The sequence below is a fragment of the Sedimenticola thiotaurini genome, assembly GCF_001007875.1.
GTDB lineage: Bacteria > Pseudomonadota > Gammaproteobacteria > Chromatiales > Chromatiaceae > Sedimenticola > Sedimenticola thiotaurini.
Map to the genome: position 1 here is coordinate 1,281,820 of NZ_CP011412.1, position 18,340 is coordinate 1,300,159.

17 protein-coding genes and 2 tRNA genes are annotated in these 18,340 nt (G+C 58.2%); 4 read left to right on the forward strand and 15 right to left on the reverse strand.

The annotated features are described in order from the left end of the window. Nucleotide 1: 1 nt before the first annotated feature. The 7 genes from pheT to AAY24_RS05765 form a co-directional block, all read right to left on the reverse strand. Nucleotides 2-2,380: a phenylalanine--tRNA ligase subunit beta gene (pheT, locus tag AAY24_RS05735; RefSeq protein WP_046858868.1), complete on the reverse strand. Its 2,379-nt coding sequence runs from the start codon at nucleotides 2,378-2,380 to the stop codon at nucleotides 2-4. A gap of 84 nt (nucleotides 2,381-2,464) precedes the next feature. Further along, nucleotides 2,465-3,496, reverse strand: a complete 1,032-nt coding sequence (pheS, locus tag AAY24_RS05740; RefSeq protein WP_046858869.1) for a phenylalanine--tRNA ligase subunit alpha — start codon at nucleotides 3,494-3,496, stop codon at nucleotides 2,465-2,467. 144 nt (nucleotides 3,497-3,640) lie between these two features. Then, nucleotides 3,641-4,000, reverse strand: a complete 360-nt coding sequence (rplT, locus tag AAY24_RS05745) for a 50S ribosomal protein L20 (RefSeq protein WP_046858870.1) — start codon at nucleotides 3,998-4,000, stop codon at nucleotides 3,641-3,643. Between the two features lie 20 nt (nucleotides 4,001-4,020). After that, nucleotides 4,021-4,218, reverse strand: coding sequence for a 50S ribosomal protein L35 (gene rpmI, locus AAY24_RS05750; protein WP_046858871.1), 198 nt, complete (start codon nucleotides 4,216-4,218; stop codon nucleotides 4,021-4,023). 105 nt (nucleotides 4,219-4,323) lie between these two features. Continuing rightward, nucleotides 4,324-4,815 (reverse strand): translation initiation factor IF-3, encoded by a 492-nt coding sequence (gene infC, locus AAY24_RS05755; RefSeq protein WP_046858872.1) that lies wholly within the window; start codon nucleotides 4,813-4,815, stop codon nucleotides 4,324-4,326. Between the two features lie 100 nt (nucleotides 4,816-4,915). Continuing rightward, nucleotides 4,916-6,826, reverse strand: coding sequence for a threonine--tRNA ligase (gene thrS / locus AAY24_RS05760; RefSeq protein WP_046858873.1), 1,911 nt, complete (start codon nucleotides 6,824-6,826; stop codon nucleotides 4,916-4,918). 278 nt (nucleotides 6,827-7,104) lie between these two features. Next, a tRNA-Val gene (locus AAY24_RS05765) sits at nucleotides 7,105-7,181 on the reverse strand. 167 nt (nucleotides 7,182-7,348) lie between these two features. Here AAY24_RS05765 and AAY24_RS05770 point away from each other — a divergent pair. Then, nucleotides 7,349-8,104, forward strand: coding sequence for a phosphatase PAP2 family protein (locus AAY24_RS05770; RefSeq protein ID WP_046858874.1), 756 nt, complete (start codon nucleotides 7,349-7,351; stop codon nucleotides 8,102-8,104). A 4-nt stretch (nucleotides 8,105-8,108) separates the two neighbouring features. Here AAY24_RS05770 and uvrB read toward each other — a convergent pair whose 3' ends face one another. Next, nucleotides 8,109-10,115 (reverse strand): excinuclease ABC subunit UvrB, encoded by a 2,007-nt coding sequence (gene uvrB / locus AAY24_RS05775; RefSeq protein ID WP_046858875.1) that lies wholly within the window; start codon nucleotides 10,113-10,115, stop codon nucleotides 8,109-8,111. Between the two features lie 227 nt (nucleotides 10,116-10,342). Here uvrB and AAY24_RS05780 point away from each other — a divergent pair, with 227 nt between their 5' ends. Next, entirely contained in the window at nucleotides 10,343-10,900 is a 558-nt protein-coding gene (locus AAY24_RS05780) for a GspH/FimT family pseudopilin (protein WP_046858876.1), read from the forward strand. Nucleotides 10,901-11,002: 102 nt separating this feature from the next. Continuing rightward, nucleotides 11,003-11,078 (forward strand) — tRNA-Asn (locus AAY24_RS05785). A 97-nt stretch (nucleotides 11,079-11,175) separates the two neighbouring features. Here AAY24_RS05785 and AAY24_RS05790 read toward each other — a convergent pair. The 7 genes from AAY24_RS05790 to msrB form a co-directional block, all read right to left on the reverse strand. Next, entirely contained in the window at nucleotides 11,176-12,162 is a 987-nt protein-coding gene (locus AAY24_RS05790; protein WP_052761091.1) for a WD40 repeat domain-containing protein, read from the reverse strand. A 155-nt stretch (nucleotides 12,163-12,317) separates the two neighbouring features. Beyond that, entirely contained in the window at nucleotides 12,318-13,208 is an 891-nt protein-coding gene (locus AAY24_RS18440; RefSeq protein WP_052761092.1) for a hypothetical protein, read from the reverse strand. Then, nucleotides 13,205-13,423 (reverse strand): DUF2835 domain-containing protein, encoded by a 219-nt coding sequence (locus AAY24_RS05800; RefSeq protein WP_046858877.1) that lies wholly within the window; start codon nucleotides 13,421-13,423, stop codon nucleotides 13,205-13,207. Before AAY24_RS05800 ends, AAY24_RS18440 begins: the two co-directional genes overlap by 4 nt. A gap of 7 nt (nucleotides 13,424-13,430) precedes the next feature. Further along, a complete protein-coding gene (locus AAY24_RS05805; protein WP_046861057.1) occupies nucleotides 13,431-13,850 on the reverse strand; it encodes a CBS domain-containing protein in 420 nt (139 codons plus the stop codon). Between the two features lie 133 nt (nucleotides 13,851-13,983). Continuing rightward, nucleotides 13,984-14,610, reverse strand: coding sequence for a class I SAM-dependent methyltransferase (locus tag AAY24_RS05810; RefSeq protein ID WP_234422253.1), 627 nt, complete (start codon nucleotides 14,608-14,610; stop codon nucleotides 13,984-13,986). Beyond that, nucleotides 14,582-15,766, reverse strand: coding sequence for an O-succinylhomoserine sulfhydrylase (locus tag AAY24_RS05815; RefSeq protein ID WP_046858879.1), 1,185 nt, complete (start codon nucleotides 15,764-15,766; stop codon nucleotides 14,582-14,584). The genes AAY24_RS05810 and AAY24_RS05815 overlap by 29 nt, the downstream gene beginning before the upstream one ends. Nucleotides 15,767-15,953: 187 nt before the next feature. Continuing rightward, nucleotides 15,954-16,424, reverse strand: a complete 471-nt coding sequence (gene msrB / locus AAY24_RS05820; protein WP_046858880.1) for a peptide-methionine (R)-S-oxide reductase MsrB — start codon at nucleotides 16,422-16,424, stop codon at nucleotides 15,954-15,956. 303 nt (nucleotides 16,425-16,727) lie between these two features. Between msrB and phaZ the strand changes: the two genes are divergently transcribed. Further along, on the forward strand, nucleotides 16,728-17,888 hold the full coding sequence (gene phaZ, locus AAY24_RS05825; RefSeq protein WP_046858881.1) for a polyhydroxyalkanoate depolymerase: 1,161 nt from the start codon (nucleotides 16,728-16,730) through the stop codon (nucleotides 17,886-17,888). Nucleotides 17,889-18,340: the final 452 nt, after the last annotated feature.

Genomic DNA, 18,340 nt, shown 5'->3' on the forward strand with positions numbered 1-18,340 from the left:
CTCAATCTCTCAGTTGTGCATTGTAGCGTTCGACAAGCGCGGCGACTATCTGCGCCATTACACGCTCCACATTTTCATCGGTAAGAGTGTGGGAACTTTCCTGTAAAATCAAGCCCAAAGCGAGACTTTTTCGTCCTGAGTCTACCTTTTCACCAGTATAGACATCAAAAATCAGAATTTCTCTCAGAATTTCCGGTACCGATTCACGAATAGTCTGTCGAATCTGGTCAAAACCGACCGCCTGATCCACCACGATGGCGATATCACGCCGGATCGAAGGGTACTTGGAGAGTGGCTTGAAGGCAGGCAAGCGGCCTTCCATCAGCCGGTTCAGGCCGATCTCGAACAGATAGACCCCGGAAGAGAGATCCAGTTTCTGTTCCAGTTGCGGGTGCAGTTTACCGATCCAGCCGACCTGCTCATCCCCCCGGGTGATCCGGGCGCTCTGCCCCGGATGCAGTGCATTGTGGGTCTCCGCCTGGAACCGAAATTCGTCTGCACAACTGGTCAGGGCGAACAACGCCTCCAGATCGGCCTTCAGATCGAAGAAATCCACGTTTCGCTCAGGAGCGGCCCAACTTTCCGGCTGCAGAGCCCCGGAAACCAGACCAGCAAGCATCAATTCCTGTTTAATATCATCATCTTGCTTAATAAACCTAAGACCGGACTCGAATATTCTTACCCGGGATTGCTGACGTGACTGGTTATACATGGCCGTCTGTAGCAGACCAGCCCAGAGGGTGGTGCGCATGATCGACATATCGGAGGATATCGGGTTAGCCAGTTCTACTGTGCCATGCGCCGGGTCGATGAGGTCATGCATCCCGCGACTGATGAAGCTGTAGGTGATCGCTTCCTGGTAATCCCGATCCACCAGTAACTGCTTGGCCCGACGCAGACTGAATGCCACTTCCGGTTCGGACTGCATGGCGGTAGCCGCTGAATTGCGCCGGGTCGGTATCCGGGTATAACCGTAGATCCGACCCACCTCCTCGATCAGGTCCTCCTCGATGCTGATGTCGAAACGGCAACTGGGGGCAGTCACCTTCCAGCCCTCCGCTACCGGCTCCAGTTGCATCTCCAGGCGGGTCAGGATGTCGCTGATGGTGTCATCATCAATCTCCAGGCCCAGCACCCTGGCCACCCGGGCACGGCGCAGCAGGATCTCCGGACGCGCCTCTATAAGGGACTCATCGGCCGACTCCACCACCGGCCCGGGCTCACCCCCGGTAATGGCCAGTAGCAGCTGGGTGGCCCGCTCTATGGCACGGCGTTGAAGCTGCGGGTCAACACCCCGCTCGAAGCGGTGGGATGAATCGGTGTGCAGGCCGTAGCTGCGCGCCTTCCCGGCGATCATGGTGGGGGCGAAAAATGCACTCTCCAGCAGCACATCCCGACTGCTGTCACTGACGCCCGAATGCTCACCACCCATGATGCCGGCAATGGCGACCGGCTTGGCCTGGTCAGCGATCACCAGGGTATCGCTGCGCAGGGTGATCTCCTGACCATCCAGCAACACCAGTTTCTCGCCCTCTTCCGCCATGCGGACCCGGATGCCACCTTCCAGTTCAGCCAGGTCGAAGCCATGCATCGGCTGCCCCAGCTCCAGCATGACGTAGTTGGTCACGTCGACCACCGGGCTGATGGGACGCAGGTCGCTGCGGCGCAGCCGCTCCTGCATCCAGAGTGGCGTCTGGGCCGCCGGATCGATATTTTTGATCACCCGACACAGATAGCGGGGACAGCCCTGAGGCGCCTCCAGGGAGACCGGGAACCGTTCATCATTCACAGCCTCCACCGGCTCCATGGCGGGTGGTGTAACCGGGGTACGGTTGATCACACCGACTTCCCGGGCGATACCGGCCAGACCCAGACAATCACCCCGATCCGGCGTCAGATCCACGTCGATCGCCTGGTCGTTCAGGTCGAGATAGGTTCTGAAATCATCCCCCACCGGGGCATCTGCCGGCAACGGCAGTATGCCATCAGAGGAGGCTGCCAGGCCCAGTTCCGAGGCGGAGCAGATCATGCCCTGGGACTCCAGTCCGCGCAGCTTGGCCCGTTTGATCTTGAAATTGCCCGGCAGCACGGCACCGATCACCGCAACCGGCACCTTCAGGCCGGCCGCCACGTTGGGCGCACCACAGATGATCTGCAACGGATCACCGCTGCCCACATTCACCGTACAGAGGCTCAGTTTGTCCGCATTGGGGTGCTGCTCCCGGGTCAACACCTCACCCACCAGCACACCTTCAAATTCGCCGGCCACCGGCTCGACCGAATCCACTTCCAGCCCCGCCATGCTGAGCTGGTCAGCCAGTTCAGTGGTCGAAACGGCTGGGTTTACCCACTCACGCAACCAGGCTTCACTGAATTTCATAATCTCTTATCCAATCCTAAGGGGCGCCTACTGCGCTCCGAATATCGCGAATGACCCGACATGGGGCCGGGTCCGGAAGATCACTCAGGCAAACTGCCTGAGGAATCTCAAATCATTCTCAAAAAACAGCCGTAAGTCATTGATACCGTAGCGCAACATGGTCAACCGCTCTACTCCCATACCAAAGGCGTAACCGGTGTACTTCTCGCTGTCGATACCCACATGACGGAACACTTCAGGATGCACCATGCCGCAGCCCAGCACCTCCAGCCAGCCGGTGTGGCTACACACCCGGCAGCCTTCACCACCGCACATCACGCACTCGATATCGGCTTCTGCGGACGGCTCGGTGAAAGGGAAATAGGATGGGCGGAAGCGAATCTTCAGATCGCGCTCGAAAAAGTTCTGCAGGAAATCGTACAACACCCCTTTCAGATCAGCGAAAGAGACATCCTCATCCACCAGCAGCCCCTCCACCTGGTGGAACATCGGGGTATGGGTCAGATCGGAATCACACCGGTAGACCCGTCCCGGCGCGATAATCTTCAGCGGCGGACCGGCATTCTCCATAGTACGTATCTGCACCGGCGAGGTATGGGTCCGCAACAGCAGATGGGTGTCAAAATAGAAGGTGTCATGCATGGCCCGTGCGGGATGGTGCGCCGGTATATTGAGCGCCTCGAAGTTGTGGTAGTCATCTTCGATCTCAGGCCCCTCTTCAATGGCGAATCCGGCCCGGGAGAACAGCTCTTCGATCCGTGCCAGGGTTCGGGATACCGGATGCAGACCACCCTGCCCCAGACCACGTCCCGGCAGCGTCACATCGACCCGCTCTGAACTCAGGCGCTCGGCCAATGCCTGCTGCTCAAGCGCACTCTTGCGCTGCTCGATCAGGCCCTGCAGCGCCTGCTTGGCCTTGTTGATGGCCTGCCCCGCCAGCGGTCGCTGATCGGCCGGGAGCTTACCCAACTGCTTGAGCTGGGCCGTCAACAGGCCGCTCTTGCCGAGATAGCGCACCCGTACCTCGTCCAGGGCCGCCAGTTTATCCGCCCGCTCAATAAGACCGGCCGCTTCATCGACCAGGGCAGAAAGTTCAATATTGGATTCAGAATCCATCAAAAGGGTCCTCATCTGGAGCCAGCGCCAGGAACCTGCCGGACCGGACACTGCACACAAAACAAAAGGGGAAAGACCAAAAGGCCTTTCCCCTGTCGTTGTCACACTAATGCGCCGGAACCTTCCGGTCGCAATGACAAGCTATCAGCTGGAGAGACTGGCCTTGGCCTGTTCTGCCAGGGCGCTAAACGCCGGCTTGTCAAAAATAGCTAGATCGGCCAGCATCTTGCGGTCGATCTCCACACCGGCTTTCTTCAGGCCGTTGATCATACGGCTGTAAGAGAGTCCGTTGGCGCGGGCACCGGCGTTGATACGGGCAATCCAGAGGGCACGAAACTGCCGTTTCTTCTGGCGACGATCACGGTAGGAATACTGGCCGGCCTTGATCACCGCCTGTTTGGCTACGCGATAGACCTTACGACGGGCGCCATAATAACCTTTGGCCGCTTTAAGCACTTTTTTGTGTCGGGCGTGTGCTTGTACACCACGTTTTACGCGAGGCATCTGTTCAGTCTCCTATCGGCTCAGGCGTACGGAATCATGCGACGTGCTACGGCCACGTCAGCTTTGTGCAGCTGTGAGGGGCAACGCAGCTGACGCTTACGCTTGGTGCTCTTTTTCGTCAGGATATGACGACGGTGGGACTTGCCACGCTTGATAGCGCCGTTGCCGGTTACCTTGAACCGTTTGGCAGCGCCGCGATTTGTCTTGATCTTTGGCATTACTTGTAACTCCGCTATTTAATCCGCCGATCGGGGCCTCTGCCCAGCACCTGCGTGGTACCGGCATCAACCTGTCTCGATCTTTGGATCTCGATTTTAAGATACTTACTTTTTGGGACGCAGAACCATCACCATCTGCCGGCCTTCCATCTGAGGTTGCTGTTCGACTTCACCGTATTCAGCCAGATCTGTCTCAACACGTTTCAGCAACTCCAGACCGAGTTCCCGATGGGCATGTTCACGACCGCGGAACCGCATGGTTACCTTGGTCTTGTCCCCGTCATTCAGGAAACGTATCAGGTTGCGTAGTTTGACCTGATAATCCCCCTCACCAGTCCCTGGCCTGAATTTGATCTCCTTAACCTGCGCCTGCTTCTGCTTTTTCTTGGCCGCTGATTTCTGCTTTTTTGCCTCAAAAACATATTTGCCGTAGTCCATGACACGGCAGACAGGCGGTTCCGCATTGGGCTGAATCTCGACCAGATCGAGATTACTCTCTGCGGCGACACCCATGGCTTCTTCCAGCGGGACAATACCGACCTGCTCGCCATCGGCGCCGATCAAACGGACTTCACGGACGTCGATTTCATCGTTCATCCGGTTTCTTTTTGGTGCAGCGATAACTCAGTTCCTCCAGAGAACCTAAGCTTACCAACACAAAAAGCACCGATAACCGGTGCTTTCAACTGGTAAGCCTTTATTTTGAACGGCGGCTGATTTCGTCCCGCATGCGCTGCGCGAACGCCTCGACGGTCATGCTGCCAAGATCTTCGCCGCCCCGTGTACGTACGGCCACTGTTCCCTCTTCCATCTCGCGGTCGCCCACTACCAACAGGTAGGGAACTTTTGCCAGAGTATGTTCGCGAATTTTAAAGCCGATCTTCTCGTTTCTCAAGTCTATTTGTACCCGGAACCCCTGATTATCCAGCATTTCGGATACTTTTTTCACATAATCGGCCTGCCGGTCGGTAATATCCATAATTACCGCCTGATTCGGCGCCAGCCAGAGCGGCAACGCGCCCGCCGACTCCTCCAGCAGAATCCCGATAAAACGCTCCAGCGAACCGAGAATAGCCCGGTGTAACATGACCGGCACCTGGCGACTGTTATCATCCGCTATATAGCTGGCATCCAGCCGCCCCGGCATGGAGAAATCGACCTGCATGGTGCCGCACTGCCAGACCCGACCAAGGCAATCCCGCAGGGAGAAGTCGATCTTGGGTCCATAAAAGGCTCCCTCGCCCGGCTGTAGCTGCCAATCCAGCCCCTTAGCGTTCAACGCCTGCTCCAGGGCGCTTTCCGCCTTGTCCCAGACTGCGTCACTGCCCACCCGCTTCTCAGGGCGGGTAGAGAGAGCAATCTGGATATCAGTAAAGCCGAAATCGGCATAGACCTCGAACAGCAGATCCACGAAGGCCGAGACCTCATCCTGGATCTGATCCTCGGTACAGAAGATATGGGCATCATCCTGGACAAAATTGCGCACCCGCATCAGGCCATGCAGGGTGCCACTCGCCTCGTTACGGTGACAGGAGCCAAATTCGGCCAGACGCAGTGGCAGGTCACGATAGCTTTTCAGCCCCTGGTTGAACACCTGCACATGGCAGGGGCAGTTCATCGGCTTGATGGCAAAATCCCGCTCTTCCGCTTTGGTGGTAAACATATCCTCCCGGTACTTGTCCCAGTGACCGGATTTTTCCCACAAACTGCGATCCACGATCTGCGGTGTACGGATCTCTTTGTAGCCGGCCTTGCGGATCTTCCCGCGGATGTACTGTTCCACTTCCCGGTAGATGGTCCAGCCATTGGGGTGCCAGAACACCATGCCGGGGGCCTCTTCCTGCAGATGAAACAGATCCTGGGCCTTGCCCAGCTTGCGATGATCCCGCTTCTCCGCCTCTTCCAGGCGATGCAGATAGGCCTTCAACTCCTTCTTGTCCCGCCAGGCAGTGCCGTACACCCGCTGCAGCATCTCGTTGTCCGAGTTACCGCGCCAGTAGGCACCCGCCAGTTTCATCAGTTTAAATGCCTTCAACTGCCCGGTACGGGCGACATGGGGACCCCGACACAGATCGGTGAAATCGCCCTGGGTATAGAGCGACAGCTCTTCGTTGGCCGGAATCGACTCGATAATCTCCGCCTTGTACTGCTCCCCCATGTCACGGAACAGTTTGACTGCCTCGTCCCGGGACATAACCGACCGGGTGACCGGGATATCGGCCTTGACCAACTCCTTCATCCGCGCCTCGATCGCCTTCAGGTCGTCCGGCGTGAAGGGGCGCTCATAGGAGAAGTCGTAATAGAACCCATCCTCGATGGTGGGGCCGATGGTGACCTGGGCGGTGGGGAACAGCTGTTTCACCGCCTGGGCCAGCAGGTGGGCAGTAGAGTGACGGATCACCTCCACGCCTTCAGCGTCCCGATCGGTAATAATCGCCAGCCGGCTATCCTGCTCAATCAGAAAAGAGGTATCCACCAGTTGATCATCGACACGCCCGGCCAGTGCAGCCTTGGCCAGGCCCGGTCCGATAGAGGCAGCTACATCATGTACGGAAACGGGGTTATCAAAGCTCCGCTGGGAGCCGTCGGGGAGGGTAATGACAGGCATTTTATTCTCTCTCTCAGTGGTGACCCATACGAGAGGCCACGTGAATTACAACGGATCAAAACGATCCATGAGAAGCGGCCTGCCGGGCAGGCCGCAAGGATTAACACAGGTTTCAGTCGTGTGGTCGCGCTTCCTGCTTTTCACTCACCCCGTGTACCGGGGCAGACAGACTGCTGACTAACCGATCTTATAACCCTGATCACTGCTTTACTGTGCAGATTTCGTCCCTTCATGGACGAAAGAAAAAGCCCCCGCATGAACGGGGGCTTTCCCGGTGTTGGTAGGCGCGATCGGATTCGAACCAACGACCCCTACCATGTCAAGGTAGTGCTCTAACCAACTGAGCTACGCGCCTGTAAAAGAGGGCGCATAATACACGGCCACCGACCGCTTATGCAAGCAGCAAAAACCGTTTCGGACAGAAAAAAATGTTGGCGGGGGGTTGACCCCTAGACAGCACTCGGTTGACTTCCCCCGGAATAGGGGCTAAAACCCGCTCTCTTTACCATCTGGAGTGGTTTTGTGCAGCAAATTCGGCGCGTCTGGTACCCCCTGCCCTTTTTCCTCTGCCATCTGTTCGCGCTGTTGCTTTTTGGTAGCTGGCTGTTTGAACCGACCCGGGCACTCTGGGACGCCCTGGACAACCAACTTTTCTTCCTGCTCAACGGCCTGCTGGCCGATGGCGACTGGCAGGTCGGCTTCTGGGCTGCACTCAATACCAAGACTGCCGATGTGGTGGTGGGGCTGGGTATGATCCTGTTCTTCTTTCTGTTTATCTTCAGCGGTCCCAGAACTCTGCGTATCGAGCGCCTCAGCATGTTTGGCGTCATGTCCTTCATTATCCTGCTGAGCCAGAGTGAATTACTGAGCCTCTACAAGGAGTTACTGGCGATGCAGCGGTTCAGCCCGTCGCTGGTACTGGAGCCGGCCTACCGGTTGAGTGAACTGGTGCCCCATATCAAGGCCAAGGACTTCTCTTATGGCAGCTTTCCGGGTGACCACGGAATCGTCACCCTGATCTGGGTCGGCTCTGTCTGGTTCTTCGCCCGCTGGCGTTGGGGCCTGACAGCGGCATTGATCGGCGCCCTGATCCTGCTGCCGCGCATGGTGGCCGGTGCTCACTGGCTGACCGACAACCTGGTGGGCTCCAGCTTGCCGGTATTGCTGCTGCTGGCCTGGGTGCTCTTCACACCGATCGGCTACTATCTGCAGCGCCTGGGGGTCCGGATACTGAAATTCATACTGCCGGCAAGTTGGGGAACCAGCCCTCAGACCTGACCGGTCAAGCCAGCAACCCCTTGTCTTTCAGCGACTTGATCTGATCGCGTATCCTGGCGGCCTCCTCAAACTCCAGATCCCGGGCATGCTGGTACATCTGCTTCTCCAGTGCCTGGATACGCTTGGCCATCTGTTTAGGCGACAGGGAACCGTACTCCGTCTCCTCCTCCGCCACCCTGGCATAGCGCTTGGCCGACATCGGGCCGCCCGCCCGGGCACCTTCCAGAATATCGGCCACCGATTTGGTGATGCTCTGGGGTGTGATTCCGTGTGCCAGGTTATGGGCAACCTGCTTCTCCCGGCGCCGGTTGGTCTCATCGAGCGCCCGCTGCATGGAGCCGGTTATGCGATCAGCATAGAGGATCGCCTTGCCGTTGACGTTACGCGCGGCCCGGCCGATGGTCTGGATCAGCGCCCCCTCGGAACGCAGGAAACCCTCTTTGTCCGCATCCAGGATCGCCACCAGGGAGACTTCCGGCATATCCAACCCTTCACGCAGCAGATTGATACCCACCAGTACATCAAACTCGCCAAGCCGCAGATCACGGATAATCTCAACCCGCTCAACCGTATCGATATCCGAGTGCAGATAGCGGACCCGGATGCCGTGGTCATTCAGATAATCGGTCAGATCTTCGGCCATCCGCTTGGTCAGGGTGGTAACCAGCACCCGCTCGTTCACCGCGATACGCAGATTGATTTCTGACAACAGATCATCCACCTGGCTGCCGGCCGGACGTACTTCCAGTTCCGGGTCCACCAGGCCGGTAGGACGGACCACCTGCTCAATCACCGCCCCGGAGTGCTCCAGCTCATAGTCGCGTGGAGTGGCCGATACATAGATGGTCTGGGGGGAGCGCTGCTCGAACTCCTCAAAGCGCAGTGGCCGGTTATCCAGGGCCGAGGGGAGCCGGAAACCGTACTCCACCAGGGTCTCCTTGCGCGAACGATCGCCGCGGAACATGCCGCCGACCTGGGGAATGGAGACATGGCTTTCATCCACCACCAGCAGGGCGTTATCCGGCAGATAATCAAACAGGGTAGGCGGCGCCTCCCCCGCCTCGCGACCGGAGAGATAACGGGAGTAGTTCTCGATGCCGGAGCAGTAGCCCAACTCCAGGATCATCTCGATATCGAAGCGGGTGCGCTGCTCCAGTCGCTGCGCCTCCACCAGCTTGTTGGCGTCCCGCAACTGCTCCAGCCGCTCCTTCAGCTCCAGCTTGATCTTCTCCACCGCTTCCAGCAGGGTGACGCGCTCGGTCACATAGTGGGACTTGGGATAGACGGTATAACGGGGCACCTTGCGCAGGATCTCGCCGGTAAGCGGGTCAAACAGTGCTATTGATTCCACCTCGCCGTCAAACAGCTCCAGGCGTACAGCCTCGCCATCCGACTCAGCCGGATAGATATCGATCAGTTCCCCCCGCACCCGGTAGGTGGCGCGGTGCAGTTCCACATCGTTGCGGGTGTACTGCAACTCCGCCAGACGGCGCACGATATCCCGCTGATCCAGCTGATCGCCCCGTACCAGGTGGAGCACCATGCTCAGGTAGGAACGGGGATCACCCAGACCATAGATACAGGAGACGGTGGTGACAATAATAGTGTCCGGCCGCTCCAGCAGTGCCTTGGTGGCAGAAAGTCGCATCTGCTCGATGTGGTCATTGATCGAGGCATCCTTTTCAATGAACGTATCTGAAGATGGAACATAAGCCTCAGGCTGGAAATAGTCATAGTAGGAGACGAAGTATTCCACCGAATTGTGTGGAAAGAACTCTTTCATCTCCCCATACAACTGCGCGGCCAGGGTCTTGTTGTGCACCAGGATCAGGGTGGGGCGCTGCAGCTCCTGGATCACGTTGGCGATGGTAAAGGTCTTGCCCGAACCGGTTACACCGAGCAGCGTCAGTCCTGCCTCACCATCCCGAATCCCCTCAATCAGCTGGCGAATAGCCTCCGGTTGATCACCGGCGGGCTGGAAATCTGAGACTAGTTGGAACGCCTTGGCCATATCTATCAATAATTACCGGTTAACAATGGAACCCAAAAAAACCGCCGCGCCCTGTCCGAACGGGGTTGAACGAACCGCCGACAAGCGATCGGCCGCCAGGAGTTAAATTCAGAAATATCCTACCCGGGCTTCACAACAATCTTATCCATTCCCCAAATTTATCGGGGTAAATTCAGCTCCGCATGGCGCAATGGAATTGTGCCACATCCCGACATAGGAGTGTCATCATGAAAACCCATACGAATGGGCTTTCCCGTCACTGTGGAGGGCTCACCCTGCTGGAGTTACTTACCACGCTGGCCATCGCCAGCATCACCCTATCGCTGGCGATACCGGCTATGGGGGCACTGATTGGAACCAACACCCGGGCCAGTTCAATCAACACCATGATCAGCCATCTGCAGCTGGGCCGCAGTGAGGCGATCACCCGTGGCAAAGACACCATTCTCTGCCCCAGCCAGAACGGCCAGGACTGCCTCGACAGCACCGTCTGGGAGCAGGGTTACATCCTGGTGGAAGACAGCAACAATAGCAACGCTGTCGATAACGGCGACCAGTTGATTCGCCACGTTCAGCAACCGGATGACCGGATCACCATCCGCTCTACCCCGGGCCGCAAACGTATCCTGTTCAACCCGCGAGGCATGTCACCGGGTTACAACCTGACCCTGAGTTTCTGCGATCAGCGACAAGCGGTTGAGCCACGGGCAATCATTCTCTCCAACACCGGACGACCTCGCCTGTCATCCACCAAACCCGACGGTTCAGCAATCGACTGTCCCTGATAATCCGCTCCGAATCCGGGTGTGATGTGGTAAATGAAAACTTTTTTCCGTCCACTCTTGACCCCACCGGAATAGGTGATTAGTATACGCGCCTCGACACATTCCTCGGTAGCTCAGTTGGTAGAGCGGGTGACTGTTAATCACTAGGTCGGCGGTTCGAGCCCGTCCCGAGGAGCCATATTTTAAAAGGGTTAGCGACTTAGCGGTCACTAACCCTTTTTCTTTGTTGAACGTTTTTTTGCGCCCCGGGCGACGCTTTTCCAACCGGCTTCGGATCACCAGTTCCTACCTACCCGCTGGGGCCGATAGGGCTTGTTCAGATCGTACAAGCGGATGCTCTCATCATCACTGCCACTGGCGACAAACCGGCCATCGGGACTGAAGCGTACCGCCGCACCGCAGAGCCGATGCCCCTGCAATCTCCGCAACACTTTCCCCCCATCCGTCGTCACCAGGCGCAGATTGGCATCGGTATGTCGTCCGAGACTGATCAGTCGATCACCAGCGGGGTGGTAGTCGATGGAGGTGACCGCCCCCCAGTGTTCGGTTGTCTGAGCCCGGATGCCACCGGTGGCCAGATCCCAGTAGAAGATCCTGTACCAGGCACCGGCAGCCAGTTCCCGGTCATCCGGAGAAAAACGCAGCTCCAGAGCAGTGCCCGAGGGAGACTCCAGTTGCCGGATCTCTGTCAGGTTAGAATCGAACAGCCGTACCCGCCGATCGTCGGTGGAGACTGCCAGCCGCTCACCGGCATGATCGCTGGCCAATGCCACCACCTCGGAGCCGAGTTCCCGTTGCCCCTGCCCCGTGAGATCGGGATAGCTCAGGGTGACCACCCGACCATCCTCATAACCGGCCACAACCAAATGCGCCCCGGCCAGGTAGGCCAGCGAAGTGAGCCCGGATGACGTTTCATGCTGATGCAGAATCCGCTTGTCGGCCAGATCAGAAATAACAATCAAGCCCGATTCGTCGGCGCTCAACAGTTGCCCACCAGGGAGCCAGGCCAGCCCCCGGACCGGTTTATCGTGCCACTTGAACCTGCCAAGCAACTCGCCGGCCGGCACCGACCAGACCGCCAGATCGCCCTGGAATCCGGCTGAAGCGATACGTGTACCGGTGGGCTCAAACGCCAGCCGGGTGATACCGAACAGGTGGCCATTGGTAATATTGAGATCGGGCGGCTGGGCCGGTTTCAGCCCGGCACAACCAGCAAGCAACAGGGTTAACAACAACATCAGACTGGTCGCAACAGTGCGCATAACTCATCCGGTTCGTTCCATAGCCGATCATGGTCGGCTTCTTCTAAAGCACTACCCAATTCACCTTATCAAGACAGTGGGCAACAGGGCATAACGATTCATTGATCAGCGGGATTCCCCTGCACAATGATCCATCCGGGGCGGGCTGCAACTTGTCAGGGCAACAACAGCTCTATCTGCCGTCCATCGGCCAGGCCGTAACGCAGATCCTGATCCCCATCCCCGTCCAGATCCACAATCTCCAGGGCGGTGACGATGGGACTACTATGGGACAGCTTACGGACCTCCTGCAACGCCCCATCCACTATGGATATAAACCGCAGCTCGCGGAAGCCGGGGGCCGGGACCACCAGATCGGGGATGTCGTCACCATCCAGATCCAGCACCGCCGACTGTCCCAGCAGGCTCGAACCGATGCGGTGATTGGAGAAGCCGGCCATCCGATATGCCGGCACCAGCCGGTCACCGTCCCGTTTATAGAGCGTCAGAACGCCACCGATATGGGGAGTGACCACCGCCGCCAGTTCGACGCTACCATCCCGGTCAAAATCACCCGTGCCAACCGGATTCAGCCAGCGGTGTGCCAGGCCGATGGGCGCCGATTCCGCCAGGATCTCCAGGCCCTGCGGCGTGCTCTTTAACGCTACCAACGCGGCGCCCCGCTCCAGATAACTGCGCACCAGCACAAGCTCATCCTCGCCGTCCCCATCCAGATCGGCCAGGCGGGGATAACGATCCTCAAAAACCGAACCATCCGGGAGCCGGAGCGTCTGGCGTTCACCGGAGGCCCGCTCTACCCTCACCCCCGACGCCTCAATCCCATCCCCCAGGATAGCGTGATCATAGCGGCCGGTGGGAAACACCAGCCAGGCCCGGCTCACTGCCCCCGTTCCCACGCTGGCCACCCCATCCGGCAGTGCCTCGGGGTCGTCTGTACCGGTCCCTACTGATTCCATATCCATCGCCTGGTCGGCGGGCACATAGCGCAGCTCAAACGCCAGCAGAGGTTGGCAGACAGCAAATAGCAGCAGGAAAATTCTGATCATAGACGTCTCAATTCAATCAATTTGCCATTGGCATCCAGCAACAGCTCAAAACGCCCGGAAACCCCGGCGGCGGTGACGAAAGGGCGGAAGTGTTTAGCCGGCAGCTGAATGGTCCGCCCATCCTCGCCCCGCACGATAACCGCGCTGGCCACACCCCGATAGTAGCGCAGGAAAGTGTCGGCGCTGATATCAATACTGAATCGGTGGCGTTGCATTTGGCGGTTATCGTTGCTGATCCAGACCAAGGAAGATGCCGTCCAGTACCAGCAGTTTGGGGCTGATAACACCCAGCATCTGTCCCTTCTCCACCACCAGAGCCCGGATCAGATCAAAGCGGGCAAACAGACGGGAGCAGTAGCGTATATCCATCTCGGGATCCACGTAAACCGCCGGCTTGGTCATCACTTCATACACATTGACCCGTTTGGGCGGTCGGTCCACGGCCAGTACCTGCCGGGCGATATCCGACACCAGCACCAGGCCATACTCATCATCTTCGTGGCGCCGGTTCACCACCAGAAAGGATGCTCCAAGCTCCTTCATCATCAGCAGCGCCTGGTAAACGGTGGCACTCCCTTCGATCAGGCCGAACCCGGTATCCATTATGTCCCTCACACGGACATGGGGGAGTGCCTTACTCATGTTGCTCTCCTCGATGACAGGCGATGCCACCATCAATCAGGCTGAACAATCCCAGCCAGCAGGCATGACGATTTGTCCCACATTATCATCCAACTCCCGGGGCATCTCCAGGAAACAGCAACCGGGAACAGGATCAGCGGCGCCTGGTCCAGACCTTCTCTGCCACCAGCATGACCCGGTCCCGCCAGCCCTGCTCCCTATCCCCGAGCAGACGCTCTTCCCGGTAGACCCGCACCTTCAGGGCGGGAAACAGCGTCAGCAGTTCATTGTCATCCAGGCGGTAGTGGGGTGAAGATGGCCCCGCATCGGTTACAGCAGCGCGGCTGTAGGTCTGGTAATAGAGCAGCCCCCCCGGTTTCAGGGCGGCGGCAATAGCCCTGGCCAGGCTCCGCTCCAGGAAATAGCTGACCAGAATCAGATTGAAACTGCCCGGTTCCGGTGGCTGCGCAATCACATCCCGGACTGCCGTACGGATATCGAGTCCGGCCTGCTGCGCCGCCTGATTCAACCGCTCGATGGCAACCGGGGAGAGATCCCAGGCGGTCACATCGAATCCCGCCCTGGCCATGTAGAGCGCATTGGCACCACGACCACAGGCCAGATCCAGTGCCTGGCCGCCTGGGCTGGCCAGATGGATATTCTGCTCCAGCACGTCAGCCACCTGCCCCAGACTCTCCGCCTCGGCATGACGCCGGTTCCACATATCGAGCAACGCCTTATCCTGCATGGAACTACCCGCCCAAACCGGTGGCCAGGTCACGCTGGATATCCTCGATATCCTCCAACCCCACCGCAATACGCAACAGCCCCTCTTCGATGCCGGCCGAACGGCGCTCCTCATCTGTAAGCTTGCCGTGGGTGGTGGTGGCCGGGTGGGTAATGGTGGTCTTGGTATCCCCCAGGTTGGCGGTAATGGAGATCATCCGGGTAGCATCGATCAGGCGCCAGGCCTGCTCTCGCCCACCCTTCACCACAAACGAGAGCATGCCACCGGCGGCCTTCTGCTGACGCTGCGCCAGGTCGTGTTGCGGGTGGCTGGGGAGTCCGGGGTAATAGACCCGTTCAACCGCCGCCTGCTGCTCCAGCCAGCGGGCCAGGGCCAGTGCATTCTCGGAATGGGCCAGCATACGCAGACGCAGGGTCTCCAATCCTTTCAGGAACACCCAGGCATTGAATGGACTCATGGTCGGGCCCGCAGTACGCAGGAAACCGAACACCTCCTCCCCCACCCGCTTGGCATCGCCCACTACGGCACCGCCGACACAACGCCCCTGCCCATCCAGGTACTTGGTGGCGGAATGAATCACGATATCCGCCCCCAACGCCAACGGTTGCTGCAGGGCCGGAGTGCAGAAACAGTTGTCCACCACCAGCAACAGACCATGGGAGTGGGCCAGATCCGCCAGGACCGCTATATCGCCCAGTTCAGTGAGTGGATTGGACGGGGTCTCGGCGTACAGCAGACGGGTATTGGGACCAATCGCCGCCTCCCAGGCGGCCAGATCGTTCAACGGTACATAACTGGTCGTGATGCCCATTCTGGACAGGTACTTGTTGAACAGGGCATTGGTGGCGCCGAAAATGCTGCGGGATGAGACGATGTGATCTCCCGATTGCAACAGCGCCATGCAGGTGGAGAGAATTGCCGACATACCGGAGGCGGTGGCAACACAGGCTTCGCCCCCTTCCAGGGCGGCCAGACGCTGTTCAAAACAGGTCACGGTCGGATTGGTGAAACGGGAGTAGATGTTACCCGGCTCATCACCGCTGAATCGGGCCGCCGCCTCGGCAGCACTCTGAAACACAAAGCTGGAGGTGGTGAATATGGGTTCGGAATGTTCGCCCTCGGCGGTGCGGTTGTGTCCGGCCCTGATCGCTCGTGTCGCCAAGCCCCACTCGTCTTTCGCCTGTGCCATTTAGGGATACCTTTACTGGAATAAAAAAACAGCGGGCATGAAAAAACCCGCCTGGCCGCACAGCCAAAGCAGGTGTTCCTCGCTTTAGCCGCATTTTTATAGCGCCCGCAATCTGAGATAAATCGGCGCTCCCGCAAAGACTAGGCTGTCCGCTGGAGAGTGTCAAGCTGTTGCAGATGGGTCGGGGTCACTCAAACAGTTCGAGATATTCGCCATAGCCCTCCGCCTCCAGTGATTCCCGCGGAATAAAGCGCAGTGAGGCAGAATTGATACAGTAACGCAACCCGGTGGGGGCCGGGCCATCTGGGAACAGGTGACCAAGATGGGAGTCGCCGTTTTTGCTGCGTACCTCGATGCGCTCCATGAACAGCTTATTATCCTTGCGTTCCACGATATGGGCCGGATCCACCGGTCGGGTGAAACTGGGCCAACCGGTGCCGGAATCAAACTTGTCCCGGGAAGAGAACAGCGGCTCGCCACTCACCACGTCCACATAGAGTCCGTCCCGTTTTTCATCCCAGAACTCATTCTGGAACGGCCGTTCGGTTCCCTCCTGCTGAGTCACCTGGTACTGGAGATCGGTCAGGCGTCCGCGCAGATCGTCATCCGTGGGGCGTTCAAAGGGGGATGTTTTTTTGCTCGGGTTTTCACTGGACATACTGTTCTCCTGGAATCTGTCTGATAGCTATAGCTCAATCACCGGCCAATAAAAACCTGATAATTGTGGGGTTCCAGCTTCGCCACCAGGCGATAATCATTTCGAACTGACAACAAAAACCCCTTGGATTTCAAGTTATATAGACCTTACTCAATAAAATTCAATCGGTTACATCTGCGACTATCGGTAACTGTCAAACTATCAATGGGTTAATTGTGTTATCTCTCGTTAATTGCTTGTTGCTGCACCGCATTATCGAGGGTACTGTAGTGCCCCTTCGAGACATACCGGCGAGTTATAGTTATGCTTTACAACCTCCACGCCATGGGCGCTTTCTGGGCCCGTTCGGTCAATTTCTATGCTTTTATCAATGCCGCGTTAACCAAAGACAATCCCTGGTTAAAACAGTGGCATGCGGCGAGCCGCCTGCTGGAACGCTATACCCGTCCCTACTCCCGTCCCGCCTTCGACCTGGATATCGAAGAGCAGGTCGTGATCCGCAACCCGTTCGGAGATCTGCTGCGCTTCGGCACCCCGGATCCAACCAAACCCAATCTGCTCATGGTCGCTCCCATGTCCGGTCACTACGCCACCCTGTTGCGGGGCACCGTCCGGGAGTTCATGCACGACCACAACGTCTACATCACCGACTGGCACGACGCCGGCAGCGTTCCGTTGTCAGAAGGTCGCTTTACCCTGGACACCTATGTGAACTATCTGCGTCAGTACATCCGCTACTTCGACGGTGATGTGCACCTGATGGCGGTCTGCCAGCCCTCGGTCCCGGCCATGGCGGCTGTCGCCCTGATGTCGGAAGACCAGGAACAGGTACCCCGCAGCATGATCCTGATGGGTGGCCCTGTGGATACCCGCAAGACCCCGACCGAAGTGAACGATTTTGCCGAGAACCGTGACCTGAACTGGTTCAAGCGCCACACCATTCACACGGTGCCGATGAATCGTCGCGGTGCCGGTCGCAGCGTCTATCCCGGCTTCCTGCAGCTGGCCGGTTTCCTCTCCATGAACCTGGACCGGCACATCTCGGCCCATCACGACTACTTTGATCACCTGGTCTCAGGTGATGGAGACAGCGCAGCCCAGCACGAGGCATTTTACGACGAGTATCTGGCTGTCATGGATCTGGACGCCCCTTTCTACCTGGAGACGATCCAGAAGGTTTTCCTGGAACACCATCTGCCGAAAGGGATCCTGGAGTGCAACGGCAGGCTGGTAAAACCGGAGCTGATCAAGGATACCGCCCTGATGACCATCGAAGGGGAGCTGGACGATATCACCGGTCCGGGGCAGACCCAGGCGGCGCACAAGCTCTGTCCGGCGGCGCCACTGCACGAGCATCTGACCCAGCCAAGCGTCGGCCACTACGGCATCTTCAATGGCCGCCGCTTCCGCGAGGAGATCGCACCCCGGATTCGCGCCTTTATCAACCAGGTCGATGACAACTAGGCAGTTCCCTGGTGGAAACCCGCCACCGAATCTAAACCGACAATTCCAGGGTGGGCACCATCTCCGTGCCCACCTTTCCATATCATCCTCACCTGCATCCCGACCTAACAGTCCACCCGCCTGTGCTTGGAAAAGCACGCCATCCAGTTCCATTAACTTCGTCTTGACCCCTGTCTGAACAGCCGCTAACGGGCCACTGCTACCGTCCCCGGATGAACATGCCGGCAACGGATCGGTGCCGGCCCCGGCCCAGGGGCAGTCCCGTTAAACTTGACGCATTTACTAAGGTATTTTATCGTCTGACTGTAACGCGCCTCACCCAGGCCGTTACCAAGCACTGATAGGAGGCCCCAAAAGGGCCTCGATCAGCCCGAACCGACCGGTCCGGGCAGCAACCAAAAGCGGCGACCCCGCGTTGGAGAACTGAAAAATGATAAATGCCACATCCACCC